General features: G+C 53.2%; 3 protein-coding genes and 3 pseudogenes. 2 read left to right on the top strand and 4 right to left on the bottom strand.

Annotated features, from left to right (window positions below):
• The coding region (locus tag BBW68_RS01085; protein ID WP_186821239.1) for an ATP-binding protein at positions 1-378 on the top strand (378 nt) is incomplete at its 5' end.
• Between the two features lie 193 nt (positions 379-571).
• On the opposite strand, the pseudogene BBW68_RS01090 reads toward BBW68_RS01085, so the two are convergent.
• Positions 572-965 (bottom strand): annotated as a pseudogene (locus BBW68_RS01090) (NUDIX hydrolase).
• Positions 966-1,091: 126 nt separating this feature from the next.
• Positions 1,092-2,012, bottom strand: a complete 921-nt coding sequence (locus tag BBW68_RS01095; protein WP_070133644.1) for a Kdo(2)-lipid IV(A) acyltransferase — start codon at positions 2,010-2,012, stop codon at positions 1,092-1,094.
• 289 nt (positions 2,013-2,301) lie between these two features.
• Between BBW68_RS01095 and trhO the strand changes: the two genes are divergently transcribed.
• Positions 2,302-3,351 carry an oxygen-dependent tRNA uridine(34) hydroxylase TrhO gene (gene trhO / locus BBW68_RS01100; RefSeq protein WP_070133645.1) on the top strand — a complete coding sequence of 350 codons (1,050 nt, stop codon included), beginning with the start codon at positions 2,302-2,304 and terminating at the stop codon, positions 3,349-3,351.
• A 41-nt stretch (positions 3,352-3,392) separates the two neighbouring features.
• Here the strand turns inward: trhO and BBW68_RS20995 are convergent.
• Together BBW68_RS20995 and tnpC are read right to left on the bottom strand one after the other, a co-directional pair.
• Positions 3,393-3,565: pseudogene (locus tag BBW68_RS20995) on the bottom strand (YceI family protein); the annotation flags it as partial.
• A gap of 19 nt (positions 3,566-3,584) precedes the next feature.
• A pseudogene (gene tnpC, locus BBW68_RS01105) lies at positions 3,585-4,556 on the bottom strand (IS66 family transposase); the annotation flags it as partial.

Here is a 4,556-nt window from a genome sequence, read left to right on the forward strand (position 1 = left end):
GCCGACATGATGCTGCAACTGATGGCGTCACACCGTCAGGGTGACCTGAAGGGCTACCTGAACCGCGTTGTAGGTAAGCCTAAGCTGTTGATCATTGACGAAGTGGGCTATCTGCCGTTCGGTAAAATGGAGGCGAACCTGTTCTTTCAGGTCGTTGCTAAACGCTATGAGTCAGGCAGCGTGATCCTGACCAGCAACCTGCCGTTTACTCAGTGGTCCGGAACGTTTGGTGATGACGAAACGCTGACGGCAGCGATGCTGGATCGGCTGCTTCACCATGCGCATATCGCCCAAATCAGCGGCCAAAGCTACCGACTGAAGGATAAGCTGAAAAGCGGTCAAATCCAGAAGAAAACGAAAGCAACAACGTTCGAGTAATTCAAAGGGGGTGGGTCAGTTTTACTTTGGCAGGGTGGGTCAGAATTCGATCGGTATTGACACATGGCATCTCCTCAGGTCAAAAATGACTAAAGAGTAATTGTTGTTGCTATGCGTCAGGATGCAAAGTGGCGGAAGTGAAATTTTTGGTATCTTTCGCCAAGCCGAAATCAGGCGAAGTTGCGGTGATTTTTTATACGGCGGTTTGCACTCCCCCAACAGGCTGAAGCGACGGAACCTCGTTAAGATGGTAATAAATCGTCAGTCCCAGCCCGCGAGCGATGCGCTCGTCACCATCGGTGCCGCGTGATTCACCCGGCAGGCGCAGAATGACGTCACAGTGGCCAATTAAACGATACGCCACCGGATATAAAAAGGCCTCGCTGATGTCGTCACCAATCCGCTACGAGCTGGCAATAGGCACCAGCGAAAACGCTAACCACTCGCCTATCTAGCAGAATTTGACCTTTGTGATACAGGCTCAATGCCGCCTGTTACATACGGGCAAGATTGGCCTGAATGAGCTCTGGACGGTCACCGTCACCGCTGCGAACCGGGCCTGCCACCAAAATTTGAAGTGATTTCATCGCGTCTCCTGAAATTAGTTGGCTAACTATGCGCTTTTAAATGCTCACTGCCTAGCCACTGCAGAAAAAAATGAAAAACGGTTTTAAATAGTCGAACAGGCCGGGAAACCGGCTTGTGGAGGGGGATCAGTAGAGGGAAGGTTGACCTTCCGGGCGGGTCTTAAAGCGGCGATGCAGCCACATATATTGGTCTGGTGCCATCAGTACGCCGTGCTCGACCACGCGGTTCATTGAGGCTGCCGTGGCGATTTCATTATCCAGCGGGATATCCTGAACTTCCGGCAGGATCACCATCTCATAGCCTTTACCCGACGGCAGGCGTCGTGGCACAAACGGGATCACTGCCGGATCGCCGCTGCGGATCAGCAGGTGGCTGCCCTTAGTGGTTGCAGTCTGGTCGACGCCGAAGAACGGCACAAATACGCTGCTGCGCGGGCCGTAGTCGTGATCCGGGGCGTACCAGATAATATCGCCGTTTTTCAGGGCGCGGATCATGCCCTTCAGATCTTTGCGATCCAGCATGCTTTTATTAGAACGCATGCGACCCCAAGTTTGCAGCCAGTCAATCAGCGCGTTGTCGTTGGGGCGGTAAACGCCAATACCCGGGTTGTGGATGCCGAAAATACGCGCGCCCAGTTCCAAGGTTAAAAAGTGCATGCCTATCAGCAAGACGCCTTTACCGTCGGCAGCTGCTTTACTGATGTGCTCTAGGCCACTGATGCTAAACCATTTTTCAATGCGCCAGTCAGGCCAGAACCATGCCATGCCGGTTTCAATCAGGCCCATGCCGAGCGATTCGAAGTTGAGTTTTACTAGGGCTTCACGCTCAGCGGCAGGCATCTGCGGGAAACAGACTTCTAGGTTGCGCCTAGCAACGTCCACGCGGCGCTTAAGGAAGTGCATCGACAGCCGACCCAGCCCGCAACCGAGGTAGCGGAGCAGCGGGTAGGGCAGCATCACCAGCAGGTAAAGCAGGGCAATACCCAACCAAGTAAACCAATAACGGGGATGCAGCAATGCGCGACTAAATTGAGACAGCTGAGTCATGATTTTCCAAATCGCAAAAAAGGGAACAGTATAGTGCCCGTTTTAAATAAGTTATGGCCTATTGTGCCATTTTTCCGCAGCAGATGAGATAAGCGCCTGTTCACGTCGGGCTTTCACGGCCAAGCAGGTTAAGTGTGCTGATATCAGCATAGTCATAATGCGAATGTTGCGCATCGCTTTTTGTGTCGACTGCTGCTATTTTCAGCGTTCATGCACGACACCCCCCCGCCACTCAGGTATGATAGCACCGCGAGAATCCCCCTTTCTTTAGAATTCAGGAACGTACACCATGCCAGTGTTACATAACCTTGTTTCCAATGAAGAGCTGAAGGCACGCATGCTGACTGAAACCGAGCCGCGTACCACAGTCTCTTTTTATAAATACTTCACCATCGACGATCCCCGTGCGTTTCGCGACGTTCTCTACGTTACCCTCACCAAACTGAACATTTTTGGTCGCATATACGTCGCCGCCGAGGGGATTAACGCGCAGGTCAGCGTTCCAACCAGCCAGTACGAGCAGATGAAATCCACGCTGTACGCTTTCCACCCGGCGCTGAATAACCTGCTCATGAACATCGCGTTGGATGATGACGGAAAATCCTTCTGGGTACTGCGTCTGAAAGTACGTGAACGCATCGTGGCTGACGGCATTACTGATGACAGCTTTGATGCCAGCGATGTAGGTGTCTATCTGAAAGCGGCAGAAGTGAACGCCATACTGGACGATCCGCATGCGGTGTTTGTCGATATGCGTAACCACTACGAGTATGAAGTGGGCCATTTTGAAAACGCGCTGGAGATCCCGGCGGATACTTTCCGCGACCAGCTGCCGATGGCAGTTGATATGCTGCAGCAGGATAAAGACAAAAAAATCGTGATGTACTGCACCGGGGGAATTCGCTGTGAGAAAGCCAGCGCCTGGATGCGTCATAACGGTTACGAGAATGTCTACCACATCGAAGGCGGGATTATTGAATATGCCCGCCGCGCGCGCGCGCAGGGCTTACCGGTGCGCTTTAAAGGCAAAAACTTTGTCTTCGATGAGCGTATGGGTGAGCGGATTTCAGAAGATGTGATTGCCAACTGCCACCAGTGCGGAGCACCCTGTGACACCCATGTTAACTGCCTGAATGACGGCTGCCACCTGCTGTTTATCCAGTGTCCGAGCTGCGCCGAGAAGTTTCACAACTGCTGCAGCCCGCTCTGTATTATGGAAGAGCTGGCACTGCCGCCGGAAGAGCAGCGAGCGCGTCGTGCAGGTCGTGAAAACGGCAATAAGATTTTCAACAAATCGCGTGGCCTGTTGAGCACCACCATGCATATTTCTGAAGAGTAATGTGTTGAACTCACCGGGCGCAGACCCGGTGAGTGATGTTACTACTGGCATACGCCTTCCACCGAGATCATCAGCTCCACCTTCTGTAATGCCGGGCCTAAATCCTTCTCAATGTTAAATTTTTCAGCGCGATAGTTCCCGTCGCTTAAAGGCCAGCACGGTAGCCACCCCACGGATCTTTACCTTCCCCAAGCAGTTTTGCCGTAATCGTTAAGTGAGCGCCGTATTGACGGCTATTTCGTGGTGAGATCTACGTTCCATGGCAGCAGTTCCGCCACTTTGTTGCTGGGCCACTCCGGTAGTACGCTCAGAATATGGCGAAGGTAGGCTTCCGGATCGATACCATTGAGCTTGCACGTTCCGATAAGGCCATATAGCAGGGCTCTGCGCTCACCGCCATGGTCGCTGCCGAAGAAGATGTGATTTTTCTTACCAAGGCAGACGGCTCGTAGCGCGCGTTCTGCCACGTTGTTATCAGGCTCTGCTAGGCCATTATCGCAGTAGTAGCACAGCGCATCCCACTGGTTCAGGGCATAAGCGAACGCTTCGCCCAGCCGGGATTTTTTCGACAACGTTGCGCTTTTCTCCACCAACTACACATGCAGGGATGCCAACAACGGCTTACTCCGGGACTGCCTAGCTGCAAGCCGCTCTGTTACCGGGAGGCCGCGTATTTTCTCTTCTACCGCGTACAGTTCACCGATACGTTTCAGGGCTTCTTCTGCTGTGGCTGTCTGAATACTGATATAAACGTCGTGGATTTTTCGGCGCGCGTGAGCCCAGCATGCAGCTTCTGTCAACGGTACGCCGTCACGCTCTGTACTGAACAACTGGTCGTAGCCTGCGAACGCATCCGCCTGCAGCACACCATGATAATGGCGAAGATATTGCTGAGGATGCTTCCCCTGAAGGTGTTCAGGCAGAGGACGGCGGTGGCGCGACTGACGAAGCTGACGCGGAAGCTGCTGATCGTTATCCCGGCTGTTGTAACGATCGCTTTGCTGTTCCTGCTGTTTCAGCAGGGCTTCTGCGTCTTCAACCTGTCGGCGAAGTTTTTCGGAGCGGGTACCGAACAGCATTCGCCGCAGTTTTTCTATCTGAGCCCGCAGATGCTCTATTTCGCGCGCTTCGTTCTCGATTCTCTCTTCGGCGCGGGCCAGCGCTAATACGGGCGAGATAGTCCTGACTGGTAGAGTCTTAGGACG

It is taken from the genome of Candidatus Erwinia dacicola (assembly GCF_001756855.1).
In the GTDB taxonomy this organism is placed as follows: domain Bacteria; phylum Pseudomonadota; class Gammaproteobacteria; order Enterobacterales; family Enterobacteriaceae; genus Erwinia; species Erwinia dacicola.

What these genes read in the sequence shown, in the direction of transcription:
- BBW68_RS01095 (WP_070133644.1), bottom strand. Translation starts at nt 2,012, where the DNA reads ATGACTCAGCTGTCTCAATTTAGTCGCGCATTGCTGCATCCCCGTTAT.
- trhO (WP_070133645.1), top strand. Translation starts at nt 2,302, where the DNA reads ATGCCAGTGTTACATAACCTTGTTTCCAATGAAGAGCTGAAGGCACGC.